16 protein-coding genes are annotated in these 17,046 nt (G+C 69.5%); 14 read left to right on the top strand and 2 right to left on the bottom strand.

The window, feature by feature from the left end:
- Window positions 1-45 precede the first annotated feature (45 nt).
- Window positions 46-687, top strand: coding sequence for a hypothetical protein (locus MYSTI_RS43785; RefSeq protein ID WP_015348102.1), 642 nt, complete (start codon window positions 46-48; stop codon window positions 685-687).
- Window positions 684-1,202 carry a hypothetical protein gene (locus MYSTI_RS12425; protein WP_015348101.1) on the top strand — a complete coding sequence of 173 codons (519 nt, stop codon included), beginning with the start codon at window positions 684-686 and terminating at the stop codon, window positions 1,200-1,202. The genes MYSTI_RS43785 and MYSTI_RS12425 overlap by 4 nt, the downstream gene beginning before the upstream one ends.
- 18 nt (window positions 1,203-1,220) lie before the next feature.
- Here the strand turns inward: MYSTI_RS12425 and MYSTI_RS12420 are convergent, their stop codons facing one another.
- On the bottom strand, window positions 1,221-2,183 hold the full coding sequence (locus MYSTI_RS12420; protein WP_015348100.1) for an RNA ligase family protein: 963 nt from the start codon (window positions 2,181-2,183) through the stop codon (window positions 1,221-1,223).
- Between the two features lie 122 nt (window positions 2,184-2,305).
- On the opposite strand from MYSTI_RS12420, the gene MYSTI_RS45280 reads away from it, so the two are divergent.
- Window positions 2,306-5,827 carry an Ig-like domain-containing protein gene (locus MYSTI_RS45280; RefSeq protein ID WP_015348099.1) on the top strand — a complete coding sequence of 1,174 codons (3,522 nt, stop codon included), beginning with the start codon at window positions 2,306-2,308 and terminating at the stop codon, window positions 5,825-5,827.
- A gap of 60 nt (window positions 5,828-5,887) precedes the next feature.
- On the opposite strand, the gene MYSTI_RS12410 is transcribed toward MYSTI_RS45280, so the two are convergent.
- Complete coding sequence (locus MYSTI_RS12410) at window positions 5,888-7,114, bottom strand: erythromycin esterase family protein (RefSeq protein ID WP_015348098.1); 1,227 nt, start codon at window positions 7,112-7,114, stop codon at window positions 5,888-5,890.
- Between the two features lie 461 nt (window positions 7,115-7,575).
- On the opposite strand from MYSTI_RS12410, the gene MYSTI_RS12405 reads away from it, so the two are divergent.
- From MYSTI_RS12405 to MYSTI_RS12355, 11 genes are all read left to right on the top strand, one after another.
- Window positions 7,576-8,421 (top strand): HpcH/HpaI aldolase/citrate lyase family protein, encoded by an 846-nt coding sequence (locus tag MYSTI_RS12405; protein ID WP_015348097.1) that lies wholly within the window; start codon window positions 7,576-7,578, stop codon window positions 8,419-8,421.
- 45 nt (window positions 8,422-8,466) lie between these two features.
- A complete protein-coding gene (locus MYSTI_RS12400) occupies window positions 8,467-9,699 on the top strand; it encodes an aminotransferase class I/II-fold pyridoxal phosphate-dependent enzyme (RefSeq protein ID WP_015348096.1) in 1,233 nt (410 codons plus the stop codon).
- A gap of 35 nt (window positions 9,700-9,734) precedes the next feature.
- Window positions 9,735-10,265: a MaoC family dehydratase gene (locus MYSTI_RS12395; RefSeq protein WP_015348095.1), complete on the top strand. Its 531-nt coding sequence runs from the start codon at window positions 9,735-9,737 to the stop codon at window positions 10,263-10,265.
- 4 nt (window positions 10,266-10,269) lie between these two features.
- On the top strand, window positions 10,270-11,268 hold the full coding sequence (locus MYSTI_RS12390) for an NAD(P)H-quinone oxidoreductase (protein WP_015348094.1): 999 nt from the start codon (window positions 10,270-10,272) through the stop codon (window positions 11,266-11,268).
- Window positions 11,261-11,533 (top strand): cispentacin biosynthesis acyl carrier protein AmcB, encoded by a 273-nt coding sequence (locus tag MYSTI_RS12385; RefSeq protein ID WP_015348093.1) that lies wholly within the window; start codon window positions 11,261-11,263, stop codon window positions 11,531-11,533. The genes MYSTI_RS12390 and MYSTI_RS12385 overlap by 8 nt, the downstream gene beginning before the upstream one ends.
- On the top strand, window positions 11,530-12,924 hold the full coding sequence (locus tag MYSTI_RS12380; RefSeq protein ID WP_015348092.1) for an amipurimycin biosynthesis protein AmcC: 1,395 nt from the start codon (window positions 11,530-11,532) through the stop codon (window positions 12,922-12,924). Before MYSTI_RS12385 ends, MYSTI_RS12380 begins: the two co-directional genes overlap by 4 nt.
- Window positions 12,921-13,355 (top strand): acyl-CoA thioesterase, encoded by a 435-nt coding sequence (locus MYSTI_RS12375; RefSeq protein ID WP_015348091.1) that lies wholly within the window; start codon window positions 12,921-12,923, stop codon window positions 13,353-13,355. The genes MYSTI_RS12380 and MYSTI_RS12375 overlap by 4 nt, the downstream gene beginning before the upstream one ends.
- Window positions 13,304-13,834 (top strand): cispentacin biosynthesis cyclizing decarboxylase AmcE, encoded by a 531-nt coding sequence (locus tag MYSTI_RS12370; RefSeq protein WP_015348090.1) that lies wholly within the window; start codon window positions 13,304-13,306, stop codon window positions 13,832-13,834. Before MYSTI_RS12375 ends, MYSTI_RS12370 begins: the two co-directional genes overlap by 52 nt.
- Window positions 13,828-14,949, top strand: a complete 1,122-nt coding sequence (locus MYSTI_RS12365; RefSeq protein ID WP_015348089.1) for a cispentacin biosynthesis acyltransferase subunit AmcF — start codon at window positions 13,828-13,830, stop codon at window positions 14,947-14,949. The genes MYSTI_RS12370 and MYSTI_RS12365 overlap by 7 nt, the downstream gene beginning before the upstream one ends.
- A 103-nt stretch (window positions 14,950-15,052) precedes the next feature.
- Window positions 15,053-15,625: a cispentacin moiety biosynthesis protein AmcG gene (locus MYSTI_RS12360; RefSeq protein ID WP_015348088.1), complete on the top strand. Its 573-nt coding sequence runs from the start codon at window positions 15,053-15,055 to the stop codon at window positions 15,623-15,625.
- Window positions 15,618-17,030, top strand: coding sequence for an adenylate-forming 2-oxoglutaryl-ACP ligase AmcH (locus tag MYSTI_RS12355; protein ID WP_015348087.1), 1,413 nt, complete (start codon window positions 15,618-15,620; stop codon window positions 17,028-17,030). Before MYSTI_RS12360 ends, MYSTI_RS12355 begins: the two co-directional genes overlap by 8 nt.
- Window positions 17,031-17,046: the final 16 nt, after the last annotated feature.

Raw genomic sequence — 17,046 nt, 5'->3', positions numbered from 1 at the left:
CGTCTCATGCTCTATCTCGCCCTGAGTTGTCTCCAAGGACGCCCCATGCAGGACGCCGCCGATGCGCTGCTCGCGCTCGGTGCGGAGGCGCTCCAGCTCACCCCGGGCAACGCGCCGTCCCACGACTTCGTGGAGGGCCTGCGCCGCCGGGGCGTGCCCGTGCGCACCCACCATGGCTTCGATGCCCGCGCGCTCCGGCGGCCCGTCTGGTCTCCCAGCGCGGAGTGCCTGGTCGACGCGGACTCCGTGCACCCTCCGCGCGACGTGGACCCGGCCAGCGCCCCCTGGCGACAGCGCGCCGAGTCGGGGGCGTTCCACGCGCTCACGCTGGAGACGATGTATCCGGGCTACGCGCTGGGCACCGGGGACGCGCTCACGTGGGCGATGGACCTGGGGTTGAAGCTGGCGGTGGATGTCTCGCACCTGCACATCCAGCGGACCTCGGGGGTGTTGTCAGGCGCGGTGTGGCGGCGCCTCCAGGACTACCCCCTCATCGATGAGGTGCACCTGTCCGCCAATCCCGGGGACCGCGACGCCCATCACCCGTTGCAGCCCGACACGTTCGGACTGGAGTGGGCGCGGGCGCGCTGCGCGGACGGCACGCCGCTCATCCTCGAATGCTACCTGCACCGTCTTTCCGACGATGCACGCAAGACGCAGTGGGCCCTCTGCCGAGACACGACATGAGCTCTCCGAAATACACCCCCGCCGAGACCGCCGCGCTTCGCGAACAGTTCCTCCAGAAGATGATCGAGCCCGTGGTGCGACGCTGCTTCCAGCGACACCCCAGCCTCCGCTCGGCGCTGTTCCTCGTCGCGCAGTACTGGAACGACGAGGCGGATGACGCCGTCCACCATGAGCTCATCTTCTCCCAGCGGGAGACCCCTGACGTGGAGGCCGCCTCGAACGCCGCGCGCGAGGGCGAGGACGACACCGTCAACCTCGCCGCGCCCATGGCAGCGCCCTTCTGGGACCCGCTCACGACGCCCTACGTCGACGCGTGGCCCGACAACCATGAGGCCATCCCCGTCTTCGCGGCCTTCACGCGAGAGGACTGCCACCAGGAGATGAGCATCCTCGAGGCCTATGCGCCCTATGCCCTCTTCCGGCGGGCCGGGGAGGACCTCTCCGTGGAGGTGGTGGGCCAGATGCTCCGGCCCTGGCTCGACGGCGTGAGGGCGACCTGGGACGCCCCGGAGTGACCGGGCGCCCCTTCTCGCTCACCCGAGCGCGGCCTGGAGCAGCGGCAGCGCGCGCTCCCGGATGCGGGCGGAGAGGTGCTCCTCCTCCGCCAGCCCCAGCGCGCCGCAGGCCGTGGGGAAGGCCAGCTCCAAGTCGACGCGCACATCGAGGATGACCTCCTCCAACAGCGGCTCCAAGGGGCCCTTGCCCAGCTTGGAGAGGGCGCTGGCGACGCGCGCGGGATTGACCAGGCGCAAGGCCCAGGCCCCCAGCGCCTCGGCCGAGAGGGCTTGATTCGGGTTCCAGGCCTCGCTCTCGTCGAAGCGTCCCTCGTTGAACTCCTCGATCTTCCGCTTGCTGGCGACCCGGGCGCCAGGCGGCGCGGGCTGCTCGCTCTTGAGGACGAGCCCCTCCGCGATGTTCGCGTCGAGCGCGGGAAGTCCGAGCATCGCCGGCACGAGCGAAGGCCGGCGCGTGGGCACGGTGTTGACGTCGGTGCGAGTGCCCCGACGGAGCACAGGCGGTGTCATCAAGCCCACCTCGTGAGCGGCGCGCTCCAGGTCTCGGTGCGCCAGCAGGAGCCCCTCGTCCTCCGGGGTGCGGGCGACGAGCACATCGAACGGAAACCAGTGCAGCGCGGGGGAATACCAGACACCCGTCTGCACCGCCGAGAGACCGGGGACCGGCGCGACGTCCGGGTGCGGGTAGTGCCCCCCCAGCAGCTCTCCGTAGAAATAGACGGAGGACTCCTCGGCGCCGAGCGAGCGCACCATCTTCCGGACGGCGGTGCTCAACTGCGCGCGCAGCAACTGCCAGCCGAAGAAGGGCTCACCGTCGGCGAGCCACGCCTTGCGCTTGCCGAAGCGCACCTCCCCCGCGCTCACGGCGATGACGAGCTGGGCGCCGTGGAGCTTCTCCAAGGCAATCCAAGCGCCACCAGGACTGGGCTGGGCTCGCGACTCTCCAGGCGCGGAAATCTTGGCGTAGGGACGAAATTGCATACAGGGCTCCGAGACCACGGGCTGAACCGCGAGCCAGGGACCTGCCCACCGAGGCTTCCTGACAGGGTGGTGACAGGTGCCACTGGAGGACCGGACGGACACTTGCTACTAACTGAGAAACCATGAACTCAAGACAAAGCCGCTTGATGCGGTTGTATTCAGGAGTGCTGTCCATCCTCATGTTCGCGGGCTGCTCGAAGGAAGCCGAACCCACACAGGCCACGGGGACGGCTCGACAGGCCGTGACGGTGCCGGTGACGACGCTGGAGTCCGTGGCCATCACGAGCCAGGGGATGACCCAGAACGGCTCGGCGTATCGCAACGAGTCGCTCATCGGCGTCTTCCAGACACCGGACTACGAAATCGAGGCGCTGCTGCGCTTCCCCCAGCTCGGCATCCCAACGGGGTCCGTGATTCAGAGCGCGACGCTGCGCCTGGCGGTGGAGACCTGGCACAGCGGGTTCACGATTCGAGGCTCCTACGTCCAGACGCCCTGGAACCTCCAGGCCAGCACGCTGGGCTGGCAGTTCCGCGAGAATGGCCTGGAGTGGAACCAACTGGGTGCGCAGGGCCCGGGGACGGACCTGGTCGCCGGGACGACGTTCGAGCTCACCACGTTCCCCACCACCGTGAGCTTCCACGACGTGCCGCTCAACGTCGCGGTGGTGCAGTCGTGGGTGGATGACCCGTCCACCAACCAGGGCATCCTGCTGGCCAACACCCAGCTCAGCAAGGTGGCCAAGGTGTTCACCCAGCTGGCCACCGAGCCGGCGCGCCGGCCCGTGCTCACCCTCGAGTACACCGAGCCGGGGCCGCGCAGCGACACCACGCCTCCGACGGTCGCCATCACCGCCCCCGCCAACGGCACGACGGTGCAGGGCACCATCGGAATCACCGCGAGCGCGAGCGACAACGTCGGCGTCACGAGCACGCAGCTTCGCGTCGATGGCCGGAACCTGTCCTCGGCGCAGCTCGACACCACGCAGCTGCGCAATGGCGACCATGTGCTGACCGCCCACGCGCGCGACGCCGCGGGCAACCTCACGACCTCCGCCGGCGTGCGCATCACCGTCAACAACCCCATCATCGACACCGCGCCTCCGCAGGTGTCCATCATCGACCCCACGGCGAGCGCGACGGTGAGCGGCCTGTTCTCCGTGCGCATGAACGCGACCGACGACGTGGGCGTCACCCGGGTCCACGTCGAGCTCGACGGCGTCCCGGTCGGCGCGGCCGATGAGGCGGCGCCCTGGACGGTGCTGCTCGACACCGAGAACCTCCTGCCCTACGGCATCCGCCAGCTGACCGCCGTGGCGCGCGACGCCGTCGGCAACGTCACCACGTCCGCGCCGGTGGCCATCAACGTGAGCGCACCGCCCCCGGACAACGTCCCGCCCGAGGTCCAGATTGTCTCCCCCGCGAGCGGCCTGACGATGGGCGGCACCGTCACGTTCAAGATGAGCGCCTCCGACAACATGAGCCTCGCGGGCGTGCAGCTCCGGGTGAATGGCCAGAACGTGGGCGCCGAGGACGTGAGCTATCCGTACTGGGTCACCGTCTCCACCACCATCTTGAGCGACGGCACCTTCCCCGTGACGGCGGTCGCCCGGGACCGCGCCGGCAACCACACCACCTCCGCCCCCATCACCGTCACCATCGCCAACGGGGCGCCCGTGGTCCTCAACATCCCCACCACCCACCCGCGCATCTGGTTCACCGGGAACCGGCTGGCCCGAGCCCAGGCGCACTTCGCGCAGAACCCCTACACGCCGGCGACGAACGTGCAGGGCCCCGACCAGGCCATCGACGCGGCCATGCACTCGCTCATCACGGGCTCGGCGGCCTCGTGCCGCGCCGCCATCACCTGGGCGGTGAACACCCAGGTCACCGTCCTGGACACCTCCGCCGCCAGCGACCCGGCCCGCTGGTACGGAGAGGCCGCCATCCTCACCTACGACTGGTGCTTCGCCCACCTGCTGCCCGCGGAGCTCACGACCCTCCAGGACCGCTGGAACACCGCCATCAGCAAGCTCAACGACAAGGCGTGGGGCGGCATCGGCATGGAGGGCAACAACTACTACACGGGTTACTTCCGCAACTCGATTCTCTGGGCCATCGCCACGTGGCATGAGAACCAGCCGTACGCCGACACCCTGCTCCAGTACGCGATGAAGTCGCGCTGGCAGTTCTCGCTGAAGCCCTACCTCCAGACCGAGGGCAAGGGCGGGGCGCCCCACGAGGGCTCCACGTACGGCCGCCGGACGTTCGGCTACCTGACCGCCCCGTTCACCACGCTCGGCCTGTATGGCCATGACATGTGGAACCAGACGAGCCACTTCATGGAGACCGTCTTCTGGTCCATCTACTCGACGACGCCGGGCCCCACCCGCGTGGGGACCTTCCAGATGTATGAGACGTTCCCCTACAACGACGACGAGCGCTGGCTGACCCGCTATCCCCCGGGCAACACCGCGCAGACGCTGCTGGGCAGCTACTTCGCGCCGCTCATCGAGGAGTGGTCGACGCAGCCCATCGCCGGCTACGCCAAGCGCTTCCTGGAGCTCACCGGGCACCCCATCGACGAGCGTCACATCCGCTACGTCTACAGCGACACGCTGGCGTCGGTGCCCGCGCGCAGCCTCGGTGAGCTGCCGCTCGACTACCACGCCTCGGGTCTGGGCATGGTCTACGCGAAGACGGCGTGGGCCGCCGACGCCACGGTGCTCAACCTCCAGTTCGGCGTGACGGCCAACGCGGGCCACACGCACCGCGACTCCGGCAACTTCCAGGTGTGGCGCGCGGGCGAGTTCCTGGTGCGGGAGACCGTCGGCTACGCGAACACGATTGTCGGCCCCGCGGGCGAAGGGGCGGTCGACACCGAGGCCCCCGTGGCGCACAACACCCTGCTGTTCGAGGGCCGGGGCACGGTGGGCTACTACCACCACGCGCCCCAGATGCTGCGGCTCGAGTCGACGCCGGTCATCAACTACGCCGCGGTGGACCTGACGGGCGTCTACGACTTGAACGACGAGTGGGCGCACCGCGAGGCGGAGGTGGGCAACCCGCACTCGGGCCGCGTGATTCGCGAGACGCTGTTCGTGCGTCCGCTCGAAACGCTGGTGGTGTTCGACCGCGTGGAGAGCTCGAATGCCAACGCCTCGGTCGACAAGACCTTCATCATCCACTTCCCGAGCAACCCCGTGCTCACCGGCAACACGTGGTCGGCGACCAGCGGCACCCAGGAGGTGCGCGTCAGCACGCTGGTGCCGGCGGCCCCCACCCGGCGCGTCATCGACGAGCGCGGCCCCCTGCGCCCCAATGGCACGTACACGTACCCCGTCGGCCAGTTCCGGGGTGAAGTCGAAACCAACGGCCAGGTGGTGAGCCACTTCCTGAACGTGGTGCAGGCGAAGGACGCGAGCGGCGCGAACCTCCAGCTCACGCTGAACGAGACGTCGACCACGTACACGGTGACGATGACACATCCCACCCGAGGCACCGCCGTGGTCAGCTTCGAGAAGGGCATCCAGAGCACCGGCGGCACCTTCGGCTATGCCGCCACCGGCATGGCCACCCCGTCGCCGCTGCGCACGAGCGTGCAGGCGATGACCGTCACGGGGAACGGGCCGGTCTGGGCCCCGTAGTCCACGACAAGCCACGAGGCGGGCACGCGCGGAAGGCGTGCCCGCCCGAAGTCCGGGCTGTCAGCGGACGAGCGCGTTCGGCGGCGACTCCTCCCGGAAGACGAGCAGCCCATCCATGACCGTCGCCCAGGGCCCCGTCATCCACGCGTAGCTGATGGGACGGGCGGCCCTGGGGCCCAGGTCGCGCAACTGGCTCGCGTCCAGATACCGCGTCTCCGTGGCCTGGCCCGAGAACGCCCAGCCCTCGAGCGAGTCCGCCCGTGCGGGCTCCAGGACCTGCGTGCGCTTGTTGCTGACGGGGGCGTAGCTTCCCGCGTGGGCGGAGAAGCCCAGCACGAAGGCGTCCGCCCCGAACCGGGCTTGAACGAAGGACCCGAAGGGGACGGCCTCTCGCAGGTCTCCGTCCAACGCGCGGAAGTCCTTCGCGGCATGGATGGTGGCGAGCCAGACAATCGCCTTCCGGGGCCGAGGAGACTGGGCCAGGTGCCACTCCAGGTTCGTGAACATGGAGCGGGCGCGCCCGTTGTAGGCAGTCCAGTCACGCCCGCCGCGCCCCTTCTCGGAGGCTTGGGAGAAGCCCGCGGCTTGACGCTCGAAGAACCGGTCCAGGCTGTGGACCATCTGGAGATAGCCCTGCGTCCTGGGCCCCCCCGCCGCCCGCGGCCGTGAGAGCGCGGACGCCATCTCACGGAAGCAACCGCGAACGCGCCCCACCGTGTCGACCGTATAGGGATGGGCGTCGTCGTATCGCCAGCCCATGTACCGCTCGAGCTCCTCGCCACACGCCTCCCGCCGCGCGCCCTCCAGCAGCGGGAGGAGCTCGGAGGTCATCTGGCGATGGGCATACGTGTCCCGGTTGAGCTGGTCATCCAGGCCGCCCGCGACCAGCGTCCCCGCGTTGAGCCGCTGCGTGAGGAAGGGAACCAGGGGCGCCATCTCCTGATGGGCCCACAGCCCGCCGATGGCCGTCGCCACCATCGCCTCGCCCACGGGCTCGCCCGCCTTCAAGCGCTCCGCGATGTTCACGAAGTCGTAGGTGCCCGCCTCGATGAAGAAGGCGTCGAACTGGCACTCCTCCACGAGCCTGCGCACCAGCTCGACCTTGAAGGTGACCGTCCTCCCGCTGCCGTGGTGGGCCTCCTCGCCCAGCAGCGCCACCTGCTTGCCACAGAGGTCTCGGACAATCCGGTCCACATCGGAGACCGGCGCGGCGGCCTGGGGCGCCTCCCCCTTGGGGACGGAGGCACATGCCGCAAGCAGAGGTAGCAGGAGCAGAAGATATCTCATTCGCCGTCATCCCATGAGTTGAAGAGCCACATCGTCACCGCCCCTGGCGCGCCGCGTCCGAGCCACGGTCCCCCAAACCGCCCGAGTTGACCCCGTTGGAGCAATCCCGCGTCGACGGAAATTGCTGCGGGCAGGACCACTCGGCGGCGCTCAACTCACACACGCGGCGTCCTATTCCGACGCCTGGAACTTTCGGCTCACCTCCGTGACGACGCGACGCGCCAGCCATTCCGAGTCACAAACACATATCAAAACGTAGAGCCACGCTTCGCCCCATTGAAAGACATATCACCCCATAGCTCCCGGCTCGCGGAGCAATTGCTTGTAGCCATTCTTGACATCGCGGAGCCACGAGAGTACCCAGACAAACACTGTTTCACCGCACCTCGAGCGAGTCGCCGAGCCCCTCCGGTTCGGACGCCACGGGTGCGCGCCTGACAGGCTTTCCCTCGGAGGCGACCATGATGTTCACACGGTATTGCCGCTGCATCTTGTTCACGCCAGCTCTCGCCGTGGATCGCTTCGCCCGAGGCCAGCAATCCGGTGCGGACATCGCCCTGGTGGACCTGGAGGACTCCGTGGCGGCCCAGCACAAGGACGCGGCCCGGCAGCAGGCGGAGGCCTTCTTCACCGCCCCGCGAGGCCCCAGCCGTCGCGCCATCCGCGTCAACAGCGTCACCCGGCCCGAGGGCTTCAGGGACCTGCTCGCCCTGCGGGAATACGCCGTCAAACCCGACGCCGTGCTCATTCCCAAGGTGGAGTCTCCCCGGGACCTGGAGATCGTCGAACAGGTGCTCGGGCCCAGCTGCTCCCAGGTCGACCTGCTCGCCCTGGTGGAGACGCCTCGCGGCGTGGAGAACGTGCACGCCATCGCCAGCGCGACACCTCGGCTCAAGGCGCTCGTGTTCGGCTCGGCGGACTATTCCTTCAGCATCGGCGCGACGCTGTCATGGGAGCCATTGCAATACGCCCGCGCCCGGCTCGTCACCGCCGCGCGCGCCGCCCATGTGCAAGTCGTTGACTCACCGCTGTTCAACATGGCGGACGAGGAAGCCTTGCGGCTCGAGTGTCGTCTGGCTCGGAGCATGGGTTTCAGCGGCAAGGCCGCGGTGCATCCCCGCCAGGTGGACATCATCCATCAAGCCTTCTCTCCGGATGAACACACGTTGAGCAAGGCACGGAAGATCGTGAAGGAAAGCCAGGCGCGCGACTTCAACATCTGCGTGGTGGAGGGGACCATGATGGGTGCCCCGTTCGTCGAGGCGGCGAAGCGCACGCTCGAGGAGTTCGGCTCCCAAGGGGGCTGAGCCCGACGCCGCCCCCCTTCCCCCAGTGCCCCAGGAGGAGTCCACATGGAAACGACCAACGAGCAGAGCGTCTTGGGTCCCAGGCGCTACCGCAACAACGAGAAGCTCATCGCCGTGGGAGACAAAGGCTGGCAGACGGCCAAGGACCACGGGCTCATCGGCCTGCGGGTGGGCTTCGAGTCGAACAACCGGCTCGTCGACACGAAGACGGGCCACGCGTTCATGACGCTCTGCTCGTGCTCGTACCTGGGCCTCAACCACCACCCGCGCATCCTGCAAGGCTCCATCGACGCGCTCCGCGAGGCCGGCACCAACAGCCTGGCCATGTCCACGCTGCGCATCCGCCTGGAGCACATGGCGCGCATGGAGGAGGGCTTCCGGGAGCTGTACGGCTGCCCCACCCTGCCCGGGGCCACCTGCAGCGCGCTGACCGCGGGCATCCTCCCGCTGCTCGCCTCCGGCCACGTCACCGAGGACGGCAAGCCTCGGGTGATGGTGTTCGACCGCTACTGTCACTTCTCGATGGCCTACATCAAGCCCATCTGCGGCGACGAGAGCCTGGTCCTCACCAGTCCCCACAACGACCTCAACTACCTGGAGGACGTCTGCAAGAAGTACCCCCGCGTGGCCTACGTGGCGGACGGCGCCTACTCCATGGGCGGCCTGCTGGCGCTCGAGGGTCTGTTGCAGCTCCAGGAGCGCTACGGGCTCTTCCTCTACATCGACGACTCGCACTCGCTCTCGATTGCCGGTGAGCGCGGCGAGGGCTACGTCCGCTCGCGGCTGAAGATGAACCCGCTGACGATGATTGTCGCGTCGCTGGCCAAGGCCTTCGGCAGCTCGGGCGGCATCGCCATGCTGGGCAGCGAGAAGATCTTCGACTTCCTCTACCGGAACGCGGGGCCGCTGGCCTGGTCGCAGAACCTCCAGACGCCCTCGCTGGGCGCCTCGCTCGCGAGCATCGCGCTGCACCACACGCCGGAGCTGCGCCAGCTCCAGGACCAGCTGCAGCGCAACATCCAGCTCTTCGACAGCCGCTTCCCCTCGCCGCACGCGGGCAACGGGATGCCCATCCGCCTCATCCAGGTGGGCGAGGAGGACCGCGCCATCCGCCTGTCCGCGGAGCTGTACCAGCGGGGCTACTACTGCTCGGCGGTGTTCTTCCCCGTCGTCGCCCGAGGCGAAGCGGGCGTGCGCGTGATGATGCGCGCGGACATGACCGAGGCGCAGGTGCGGACCTTCTGCGACGACGTCCAGGCCATCCTCTCGCGCTTCTGAGCGGCGCCCACCTTCAGGCCACGAGGAGACACACCATGGAGGGCACCGGAATCACCGGCTACAAACGGCTGGGCCCGCAGCGCTACCGCGAGGTCCTGGGCTTCCACTACGAGGACTTCACGGTGGGGGACGTCTTCGAGCACCGCCCCGGCAGGACGGTGACGGAGGCGGACAACGTCCTGATGAACACGCTGGCGATGAACCCGTCCCCGCTGCACCTGGATGCCGCGTACTGCGAGCAGACAGCGTGGGGCCGGCCGCTCATCTCCAGCCTGGTGACCTTCAGCATCGTCTGCGGGATGAGCGTGCGCAGCACCAGCGGCCGGGCCACCGCCAACCTCGGCTGGGACAAGATTCGCCTCACCCACCCCATCTTCGCGGGCGACACGCTCTACGCGGAGAGCCGCATCCTGGGGAAGCGGCTGTCCACCGGCCGGGCCGGCGAGGGAATCATCACCTGCGAGACGGTGGGCCTCACGTCCAAGGGCGAGGCCTTCCTCTCCTTCGAGCGCAGCTTCCTCGTGCCCACCCGCGAGCGGGCCGTCGAGGAAAGGGCCAGGTACTGACGCCATGCGCGCCGTGCTCTTCGAAGGCTCCGGGGGACCGGAGGTGGTGAAGCTGCGCGAAGTCCCCAGGCCCGTGCCCCCGCGCGAGGCGCTGCTCGTGAAGGTGCATGCCACCGCGCTCAACCGCGCGGACCTGCTCCAGCGGCAGGGCGAGTACCACGTGCCCGAAGGACAGTCGTCCATCCCAGGCGTCGAGATTGCCGGCACCGTCGAGGCCTGGGGCGAGGACGTGAAGGGCTTCACCCGAGGACAGGCCGTCTTCGGCGTCGTCGAAGGGGGCGGGCTCGCCGAGTACTGCCTGCTGGACCAGGGCATGGCGCTGCCCATCCCGTCCTGCTTCGACTTCGCGGAAGCGGCGGCAGCGTCGGAGTCCTGCCTCACCGCGAACGAGACACTCTTCGCGCTGGGGCAGCTCCAGCGCGGGCAGGCGGTGCTCATCCACGCGGCCGCCAGCAGCATCGGCACCACCATGGTCCAGATGGCGCGGCACGTCGGCGCGACGACGTACTGCACGGTGGGCACGGCGGCGAAGGTGGAGGCGCTGCGCGCGCTGGGCGCGGACGAGGTCTTCAACCACCGGGAGCAGGACTTCGTCCGCGAGGTCCTCCGCCTGACGCGCGGCGAGGGTGTGCCGCTGGTGATGGACTTCATCGGCGGCGCGTACCTGGAGCGCAACCTGGCCGTGCTGGGACACGAGGGGATTCTCGTGCTCGTCGGGCTGCTGGACGGCATGACGGCGCAGGTGGACCTGCTGCGGGTCGTCCAGCGACGCCTCCAGCTCAAGGGGTCCTCCCTGCGGCTGCGGCCCTTGCGCGAGAAGCGCGAGGTGAACGCGCGCTTTCGCCAGCGGTGGATGGAGGTGCTCGCCCGAGGCGAGCTGCGCCCCGTCATCCACGCCCGCTACCCGCTGGAAGACGTGCAGTCGGCGCTCGCGGAGATGGAAGCCAACCGCAACATCGGAAAGCTCGTGCTCACTTTGGAAGGGAACACTCGCCATGCATGAAGAGCTGACGGAGAGCATCAAGAAGATTCTCATCAACAACCTGTTCGTCGAGCTGCCGCCCGAGCAGATTGGCGTGGATGACGGCCTGCAGTCCGTCATCGGCCTGGACTCGGTGGGGTTCCTGGAGCTGCGCGTCCTGTGCGAGGACCAGTTCAAGGTCCGCATCTCCGACGAGGACTTCAACACCGAGAACTTCCGGACGGTGAGCCAGCTCGTCTCGCTCATCTCGGGTCTGAAGACGTCCGCGCAAGGAGGCGCGTGGTGAGGCCCCCCGCGCCTGGAGGGAGGCTGGAGCCCGGGGATCTCGACCGGCTGCGCGCGGGGCAGGCCCTCCAGATGGACCACTACGGCGGCGGGCGTCTGCCCTTCGCCTGCGTGCAGGCCAAGGGGCTGGTCCAGCACATGGTCCCGCTGGACGGTGACGACGCGGGCCAGGTGCTGGAGGTGATGGACGCCAGCGGCGGCTACGCCAGCGCGTGCCTGGGCGCGGCCCACCCCTGCCTCCAGCCCGCGTTCCGCGATGGGCTGGAGCGGGGCTACGTCACCGATGAGCTGGGCTCGCTGGAGCGGACCCTCCTGCTGGAGGAGCTGTTCGGCCCCGGGGGGCGCTGGGCGGACCGCTTCCCGGGCACCGCCTACCACGCGAGCGGTCGCAACTCCGGCTCCGAGGGACTGGAGCTGGCGCTGCGGTTGGCGCTGGAGTCCGGCTTCGACCGGCGACGGCTGTCGGTGAAGGCGGGCCGCGAGGCGCGTCGCACCGTCCTCGCGTTCGAGGGCGCGTGGCACGGCTGGACGGGCGGACTGGTGCCGCTGCTCAACCGCCGTCACTACCGCCTGGGGCTGCCTCCGCTCTCCACCGAGCCGCCGTACCACCTGGACGTGGCGTTCCTCCCCTTCGGCGAGCCGGAGCTCCTGGAGCGCTTCTTCGCCGAGCAGGGCTCGAAGCTGTCCGCGGTCATCGTCGAGCCCATCCAGGGCGACGCGGGCATCCTCGTCCCTCCACCGGGCTACCTGCGGCGGCTGGCGGGGCTGTGTCGCGAGCACGACGTGCTGCTCATCGCGGACGAGGTGCTCACGTTCGCGAAGACGGGGCGCTTCTTCGCCATGACGGATGAGGAGGGGGCCATCCCCACCGACGTCACCGTCATCGGAAAGAGCCTGGGCATGGGCGCGGTCTCCACGTCGATGGTCATCGCGCGGCGCGAGCTGTCCGTGCGCTCCAGCGGCGCGGTGTCCACGTCGGACCTGCGTCCGCTCACCTGCTCCCTGATGCGCTCCGGTCTCCGGTATCTCGCGGAGGAGCGCCTCATCGAGCGCGCCGGGCCCTTGGGCGCGGAGCTGCGGGAGCGGCTGCGCAAGGACGTGGTGGAGGTGTTCCCGGAGCTGTTCCAGGAGGTCCGCGGCCTGGGCTACATGAACGGCATCGAGCTGACCGAGCGCGCGTCCGTGGGGCTCACCGCGCTTCGTCGCCGGCTGCTCGAGGCGGGTGTCTTCGTGGAGTTCATGGCGGGCGCGGGCCGGCGCACCCATGGCCTGCGCTACATGTTCCCCGCCATGCGCATCGCACCGCCGCTCATCGCGGGGGAGGACGACCTGCGGCGCATCGTCGAGCGCATCCGAGAAGGGACCCGGAGGTTCGTGGAGGCGGGGCGATGATGGCCACCCTCGTCACGCCCCCCCGGCGTCACCGCGTGGAGCACGTCGACACCGATGCGTCGGGCGTCGTCCACTTCTCGCGCTACGCCTCGCTGTTGGAGACCGCGGCGCTGGAGGAGCTCGACCGGCGGGGCTCGGGGCTCGCGCTGCTCGAAGGACAGGGGTTGGACCTGCGGGTGCGGGAGCTGCGCATCCGCTACCGCGATGCCGCGCGCTTCCAGGACTGGCTGCGCCTGGAAGCGCGCCTGGAGCACGTGGGCCCCGCGAGCCTCAAGTTGGGTGTCGCAATCTATCGCGAGGGCACCGCGCCGGAGCCGGTGCTGCTCGCCTCTGGAAGTCTGGACATGGCTGTCGTCAACCGAGAGAGCGGAGAACCCTCATGCATTCCACAGACACTCAGCACCGCCCTCGCGCGGCCCCCCTCGCCCTGAACAAGCCGGAGCGAGAGCCCAAGCCCCTGGGCTTCACGGCGCTGCGCCAGTGGCTGCGCCACCGGCACCCGATGATTCTGCTGGACCGCATCGTCGACCACGAGCCGGGGAAGTTCCTGGAGGCCCTCCTCTCCATCTCGGGGAACCTGGACTGCATCGCGGGACACTTCCCCGAGCGCGCCATCTACCCCGGCAGCCACCTCATCCAGGCCTTCGCCCAGGCGGGAATCATCCTCTACCAGATGAGCACCTCGATGCTGGCCGAGGATGAGCTGACGCTGGTGGGCTCGGTGGAGAGCCGGTTCCTCCAGGTCGTCGTGCCGGGGGACCAGGTGTTGCTGCGGCTCCAGGTGAGCAGGCTCGCGGGAGGGCTCTTCATCTACACGGGCAAGGCGATGGTGGGGAATCGTCGCGTGGCGGCGTTCCGCGCAAGCCTCATCCGCGCCAAGGTCTCGGAGCTGGGCTCGCCGCTATGGTAGCGCCCGTCGCGGTGACGGGGGCCGCGTGGAGCACGGCCCTGGGTCACGGACTCGACGACGTGTGGCGGCGCCTGCTCGCGGGAGAGCACGGCTTCGTCGAGGTGGAGTCCGTGTATCGGCTGCGCAACCTGCTTGCCGCGGCCATCCCCGCGCGGGAGGACAGCCCCGCGCGGCGGCTGCGGCGGCTGGCGGTGGAGACGATTCACCGTGCGTTGGCGGAGGCAGGGCTGAGCGCGGAGGGAGACACCACGCGCCTGGTGTTGGGCACGAGCCTGGGCGCATGGCTCGATGACGAACAGGAGCGGGAGGCGCCGCTCCACGCGTGGGCGGACGAGGTGGCGCGTGAGGTGGGCGCGCGCGCGGCACCCGTCAGTCTCTCCACCGCGTGTTCCTCCGGCTCCGACGCCATCCTGGTGGGCGCGGAGCTCATCCGCTCCGGCGCGGCGGAGGTGTGTGTCTGTGCTGGCGTGGATGTGCTCACGCCGAGCAAACGCCTGGCGCACTCGGCGCTCTCCACGATGTCCCCCACCCGGCCGCGTGCCTTCGATGTACGGCATGACGGGATGTTGTTGGGTGAGGGCGCGGGGGTCCTCGTGTTGGAGTCGATGGCGCATGCGAGGGCTCGGGCCGCGCCGAGGCTCGCGCTCTTCCGGGGAGCGGGCTCGGCCAACGACGCGGCGAGCATGACGTCTCCGGACCCGGCCGCGTTGGGTGCGCGGCTGGCGATGGAGCGGGCGCTCTCCGACGCGGGGCTCGTGCCTGGGGACATCGGGGTCATCAATGCACATGGCTCGGCCACGCCCGCCAATGACCGCGCGGAGGCGGAGGCCTTTCGAGCCACGTTCGGGCCTGGCGTGCGCCCCCGGGTCTTCGCGACGAAGGGGGCCTTCGGGCACACGTTGGGGGCCACGGGAGCGATGGAGGCGATTGCCCTCATCCTCGCACTGCGCGAAGGCGTGGTGCCGCCCGTCGTCGGGCTGGAGCAACCCGAGCAGGACTTCCCTTGTTCGCTCCCCGTGGGTCGGCCCGTGCGACATGACGAGCGGCTGGGCCTGAGCCTCACGCTCGGGTTCGGAGGGTTCGATACGGCACTCGTCTTCGAGGTCCCGCGATGAAGACGCTCCCTCTCATCCTCCGTGGAAGTGCGCGCTCGCACAGCGGCGTGCCCAGTCCTCACGCGACGCGGGCGGACACCGCATTCGGATTCGAGGTCCCGCGATGAAGACGCTTCCGCTCATCCTCCGTGGCAGTGCGCGGTCGCACGGCGGCGCACCCAATCCGCATGCGGCGCGGGTGAAGACCACCGTGCGCTACGCGGACCCGATGGCGTGGGCACTCACGCTCGCGATCGGCGAGGCCATCGAGCCCTTGGGCGAGGACTTCCGCGCGGCCGTGGCCCGGTGCGCACTCATCCAGGTCGGCCCGGAGGCCCCACCCGAGGCCATGTCCCGAGCCGCGACGGATGCCCTGCGCGGCTTCGCCTCCGCCATTCGCTTTCCCGCCGCCACCCCCAGCGCCCCCACGGGCCTCGCCTGCATCGTCCACGGTCTGCGCGGCCCCACGCTCACGCTGACCATGCCTGTGTCCGAAGGCGCCAGCATCGCGCTCACGCTCAGCACCGCGTGGCTCGCGCGCGGTGTCGTCGACTACGTGCTCATCGCGACAGCCGCCGCTGTCCCTGGTGGCGACCCGCGTGCCGCGTGCGCCGTCCTGTCGCGGGGCGAAGGTCCCGCGGTGGATGCGGCGCTGCTGGTGAAGACCCTCCTCCCTGAGCGGAGCTCCCATGCCTGAAACCACCCAGGACCTCGCGGGCATCCCCCTGCCGTCCGTCCAATCCTTCCTGGACCGCGTCCGGGACCTCACCACGGAATCCGATGCCCCACAGAAGCACTCGGTGGAGCAGCTCGCGTCATCGTGGAAGGCCCACGGACTGCGAGCAGGCGATGTCGTCCTGCTCGCCCTGCCGAACGGAGCGGAGCTGCTCGCCCAGGTCTTCGCCATCCTCGCCGCGCGAGGAGTCCCCGCGCTCGTCTCTCCCTCCGCGCCCACCTTGCGGCAACAAGCCCTCGTCGAAGCCCTGCCCGCCCGCGCGCTCGTCGCCATGCGCCGCCCTGTCCCTCAGAGCAAGGACGTGGAGCGCTTCACGCTGGGCCAAGCCGAAGTCGCCCTGTTCCCGGAGACACAACCGCCAGGCGCACAACCCGGCGAGATGGTGCTGCTCACCTCGGGCACCTCCGGCTTCGCCAGCGGCTGCGTGTTCGACCTCGAGGCCCTCTTCCGGAACGCGAACCGCCATGCGGACGCCGTGGGCCTTCGCGCGGGCGACAGCGTGCTGGTCAACCTGCCGCTCTACTACTCGTACTCCATGGTGGCCCAAGCCTTCGCCTCCCTGCTGCGAGGCGCGGACCTGGTCATCAGCGGGCCCCCCTTCCAACCCGCCGCCTATCTCCGCCTCCTCGCCGAACAAGGCGTCACCGTGTCCGCGCTGACGCCCCTCCTCGTGCGCGCCCTCCTCCAGTACGGCGGACCCTTCCCGGAGACCACGCGCTCCCTCGGCGTCGGCGGGGATGTCCTCTCACCCGAGCACGTCGAGCAGCTCCTCCGCCTGCGCCCGCGTGGAGAGCTGTTCCTCACCTATGGCCTGTCCGAAGCCGGCCCCCGCGTCGCGACGCTCGCGGCCCACGCCGAGCCCACCCATCGCCACGCCTCCGTGGGCCTTCCTCTCCCCGGGACTCAAGTCTCGCTCGTGCCCCGCGCGCCCGGAGGACAGAAGGAGCTGCTGGTGTCCTCGGACACGCTGATGAAGCGGCGCATCGGCATCGTCGAAGGCGAGAAGCTCCACGCCTGGCGAGGCCCGCGCTTGCTGGCCACCGGCGACATCTTCGACATCGACGCGGAGGGCTACCTGTACTTCCAGGGACGGCTCTCCGACTTCCTCGTCCGAGGCAGCGAGAAGATCTGCATGGCCTCCGTGCGTCGGCTGGCCACCACGCTCCCCGGTGTCCTCACCGCGCGCACCCAGGTCGTCCGAGGCGCGGAGGGCGACGACTACGAAATGATCCTCACCGTGGCGGATGAGAGCCGCCCGCCGGAGCACGTCTCCGAGGCGCTCTCCCGACTCCTGCGACTCGCCGAACGCCCCCGGCGCATCCAGGTCGTCTCCGCCGACATCACCACCGCCGCGCTGCACAAGTGAGCCCCTCTTCTCCACC

The organism is Myxococcus stipitatus DSM 14675 (genome assembly GCF_000331735.1).
Taxonomy (GTDB): domain Bacteria; phylum Myxococcota; class Myxococcia; order Myxococcales; family Myxococcaceae; genus Myxococcus; species Myxococcus stipitatus.
This window is presented reverse-complemented; position numbering and strand designations above follow the sequence as displayed.

Bases quoted from the DNA above. Each gene is read 5' to 3' on its own strand.
- MYSTI_RS43785 (WP_015348102.1), top strand. From the start codon at position 46: ATGCAGGACGCCGCCGATGCGCTGCTCGCGCTCGGTGCGGAGGCGCTC.
- MYSTI_RS12425 (WP_015348101.1), top strand. From the start codon at position 684: ATGAGCTCTCCGAAATACACCCCCGCCGAGACCGCCGCGCTTCGCGAA.
- MYSTI_RS12420 (WP_015348100.1), bottom strand. From the start codon at position 2,183: ATGCAATTTCGTCCCTACGCCAAGATTTCCGCGCCTGGAGAGTCGCGA.
- MYSTI_RS45280 (WP_015348099.1), top strand. From the start codon at position 2,306: ATGAACTCAAGACAAAGCCGCTTGATGCGGTTGTATTCAGGAGTGCTG.
- MYSTI_RS12410 (WP_015348098.1), bottom strand. From the start codon at position 7,114: ATGAGATATCTTCTGCTCCTGCTACCTCTGCTTGCGGCATGTGCCTCC.
- MYSTI_RS12405 (WP_015348097.1), top strand. From the start codon at position 7,576: ATGATGTTCACACGGTATTGCCGCTGCATCTTGTTCACGCCAGCTCTC.
- MYSTI_RS12400 (WP_015348096.1), top strand. From the start codon at position 8,467: ATGGAAACGACCAACGAGCAGAGCGTCTTGGGTCCCAGGCGCTACCGC.
- MYSTI_RS12395 (WP_015348095.1), top strand. From the start codon at position 9,735: ATGGAGGGCACCGGAATCACCGGCTACAAACGGCTGGGCCCGCAGCGC.
- MYSTI_RS12390 (WP_015348094.1), top strand. From the start codon at position 10,270: ATGCGCGCCGTGCTCTTCGAAGGCTCCGGGGGACCGGAGGTGGTGAAG.
- MYSTI_RS12385 (WP_015348093.1), top strand. From the start codon at position 11,261: ATGCATGAAGAGCTGACGGAGAGCATCAAGAAGATTCTCATCAACAAC.
- MYSTI_RS12375 (WP_015348091.1), top strand. From the start codon at position 12,921: ATGATGGCCACCCTCGTCACGCCCCCCCGGCGTCACCGCGTGGAGCAC.
- MYSTI_RS12370 (WP_015348090.1), top strand. From the start codon at position 13,304: ATGCATTCCACAGACACTCAGCACCGCCCTCGCGCGGCCCCCCTCGCC.
- MYSTI_RS12365 (WP_015348089.1), top strand. From the start codon at position 13,828: ATGGTAGCGCCCGTCGCGGTGACGGGGGCCGCGTGGAGCACGGCCCTG.
- MYSTI_RS12360 (WP_015348088.1), top strand. From the start codon at position 15,053: ATGAAGACGCTTCCGCTCATCCTCCGTGGCAGTGCGCGGTCGCACGGC.
- MYSTI_RS12355 (WP_015348087.1), top strand. From the start codon at position 15,618: ATGCCTGAAACCACCCAGGACCTCGCGGGCATCCCCCTGCCGTCCGTC.